Raw genomic sequence first — 2,683 nt, 5'->3', positions numbered from 1 at the left:
ATTTAGATTATAAAAAAGGAGTAAAGTATTATTTATTTGATATTGCAGTAATAAAGAAAGATTTTAATTATGTTCTGAAGAAATATCCAGAGTTAGAAAAAGTTGAACATGAAGGACTTGTTAAAATTTCAAAAAATGCAAAATTGAATAAAGATGGTTTTTCATACAAAGATGATTATTTAATTTTTAATGAGCAAATCAGACAATCATTTTCATTTTTGAGAAGATTAATTCAACTTAGAAAAGAGAATTCTAATTTATTCGACTTAGCATTTAAAATTAATTATGATGTTTTAGGTGTAAAGGGAACAGAAAGAGAAATGTTTTTAAAATCTTTTTGGGACGGAATGCCCGGTTTCAATGTTGAATATCTGAATAATAGAAAAGAGGCTATTTCAATATATGGTCCAGATAACTCAGATTTAGAATTTCAAGACAAAACTGAATTTTATATTAAGAAATCAAAATTAAAGAATGGTGGAGAATGTTGGCAATTAGAAATAGAGGAACATATTCCTTTAAGAGTTTGGGGTTTAATGGATGAAAATTTCATATGGCTTGATAATAAAGAGAGAAAATATTTTACTAGATATTTACATGCTTATTTAAGTTTAGATTTTGAGCTTTGTTATCATATAGATTGGGCTTATAAAGATTATAGTAATTTTGAAAATTATAAACAAAGAAATAATGAGAAAATAGACAATTCATTATTATCCAGAACTGTTGAAAAAATAAAATTGTTAAGACTTGATTCTGAAAAAGGAATTGATTTTTGGAGTGAGATTATTAATGCATTTTTTTATATGAATCCTTATCCAAGTGATTTCTTTAATAATACTCCATATCCTGAATTAGAAAAGCAAAGGAATTATTATGTTGAAAATCAATTTAAAAAATTAATCAAAAATCAAATTTAATATATTTTTCATGTCAAATATCTAGTGAACGCAGCAAACGGAGCACTACATAGCGAACGCAAACCTAGAATTTTGCGAAACATAATTATAAAAATTAGGTTATGATTAATTACTAGAAATAATAACCTTTTATTCTTTCAATATGAAATAATCAATATAATTTAAACTCTCAAATTAGAAAAGGTTATGTTTAGTTAAGTTTAACATTACTTTTTTATTTCCTCACTAAGTTTTTTCATATAATTAGTCATACTTCCAATAATAATATCTAAAGTATCTAATAATCTGTCATAAGTTCTTGAACTAATATACTCTAAGTCTTTTGCAAGAAGTAATTGATATTCTATTTCTTTAGCAGAGCCTAGAGCATTATGTAAAAAACTTTTGTAATCTTTTAAAGTTGAACGAGCTGAACCTTCTGCAATATTTGAGCCTATTGAAGCTGATGCTCTTTTTAGTTGTGAAGTCAGAGCAAATCGTTCTTCTTTAGGAAACTCTTTAGTTAATTTATAAATTTCTAAAGTTACTTCATGAGCTTTCTTAAAAAAAATTAATTGTTTATAATTTACTTTAACCATTGTTCATATCATAAATTTTAAAACTACAATCTTTAAATGCTTCTTCAACTAAAAGCTTTAACTTTGGCAAATCAGTTAAATTCAAATTTTGAGTATGTTTCCATTCATCTGAATCTTGGTCTTTGAAAGATTTTTGAAAAGTAAAACTTTTCCCATTTTCATTATCCCATCTAAATAGGCTTAATTGTCCTGACTTGTATATTTTTTTAGGTTTTTTATTTTCCATTTTTATTAAATTTTTATCTGTTCATTAATTACTAGCTTAAAGCCACAGATTTAAGTTACATCAATAACTTCAAACTTTCCTTTCTCCTTTCTAATCTCTATCGGAAGTTTATACCTATGTCTTTTATCCTTAATTAAAATATCATTTCTACTCATCCAACTTAGAACATTCTTTAAAGTTCCTAAAGAATACTCAAATTTTTCATATTCTAATCTTTCTTCAAAATCTTTTCTTTGAAGTAATTCATCTGGTTTAATTATTATTTCAATTTTCTGAACAAGTTCTTTAAATTTAGTTTTAACTTCTTTTTCTTGTTTTACTTCATCAAGTCTATTAATTCTAATTATATCTAAATTTTCAGAATCATCTAAGATAAATTCTATATCTCCTAAAATATTTTCAATTTCTCCACTTCTTGATTTTTCATTTATAATTTCAAAAATATTACTTTTCTTCTTGCCTTTCTTTTTTCTTTTTACACTATATGCAGTATCGACCATTCCTAAAAAATCACCACTTCCCCTATATTTTCCTTCTTTAGTAGTATGATGTAAAAAAATAATTGATACACCATATTTTTCTATTAAAGGTTGAAGTACTTCTGTATAAAATCTATTAATATCATCAGACCGATTTTCATCATAATCAGCAAACCTATGGAGAGTATCAAAGAAAACTAATTTTATATTATTTTTTGAGATTGTATTTTGTAATTTTTTGAAAAAGATTTTATCTAATAAGTCTCCTTCCCTTCTTAAGAAAAACAAAGGGATTTCTAAACTTCCTTCTTCTCCTTTAATTAAACCTAATAATCTCTCTTTGATTATTTGATCATTGTTTTCCTTATCACAATATAAAACTGCATTTTTTTGAGTTTCAAAATTCATCCAAGTATTACCTTGAGCCACATTAATCGCCATTTGAACACTAATGATAGATTTAAATTCTCCTGGAGGAGA

Annotated in this window: 4 protein-coding genes; 1 reads left to right on the top strand and 3 read right to left on the bottom strand. The window is 25.0% G+C overall.

Annotation, left to right across the window (positions count from 1 at the left end):
• A partial coding sequence (locus PF569_00285; GenBank protein MDA3854664.1) for a hypothetical protein occupies positions 1 to 920 on the top strand: 920 nt, incomplete at its 5' end.
• A 206-nt stretch (positions 921 to 1,126) separates the two neighbouring features.
• Here PF569_00285 and PF569_00280 read toward each other — a convergent pair.
• From PF569_00280 to PF569_00270, 3 genes are all read right to left on the bottom strand, one after another.
• A complete protein-coding gene (locus tag PF569_00280) occupies positions 1,127 to 1,498 on the bottom strand; it encodes a four helix bundle protein (protein MDA3854663.1) in 372 nt (123 codons plus the stop codon).
• Positions 1,491 to 1,724, bottom strand: coding sequence for a hypothetical protein (locus PF569_00275; protein ID MDA3854662.1), 234 nt, complete (start codon positions 1,722 to 1,724; stop codon positions 1,491 to 1,493). The genes PF569_00280 and PF569_00275 overlap by 8 nt, the downstream gene beginning before the upstream one ends.
• 50 nt (positions 1,725 to 1,774) lie before the next feature.
• A partial coding sequence (locus tag PF569_00270) for an AAA family ATPase (protein MDA3854661.1) occupies positions 1,775 to 2,683 on the bottom strand: 909 nt, incomplete at its 5' end.

It is taken from the genome of Candidatus Woesearchaeota archaeon (genome assembly GCA_027858315.1).
GTDB lineage: Archaea > Nanobdellota > Nanobdellia > Woesearchaeales > UBA583 > UBA583.
Note: the sequence above shows the minus strand (reverse complement) of the source record. Positions and strands in the feature narration are given on the sequence as shown.

Bases quoted from the DNA above. Each gene is read 5' to 3' on its own strand.
- PF569_00280 (MDA3854663.1), bottom strand. From the start codon at position 1,498: ATGGTTAAAGTAAATTATAAACAATTAATTTTTTTTAAGAAAGCTCAT.
- PF569_00275 (MDA3854662.1), bottom strand. From the start codon at position 1,724: ATGGAAAATAAAAAACCTAAAAAAATATACAAGTCAGGACAATTAAGC.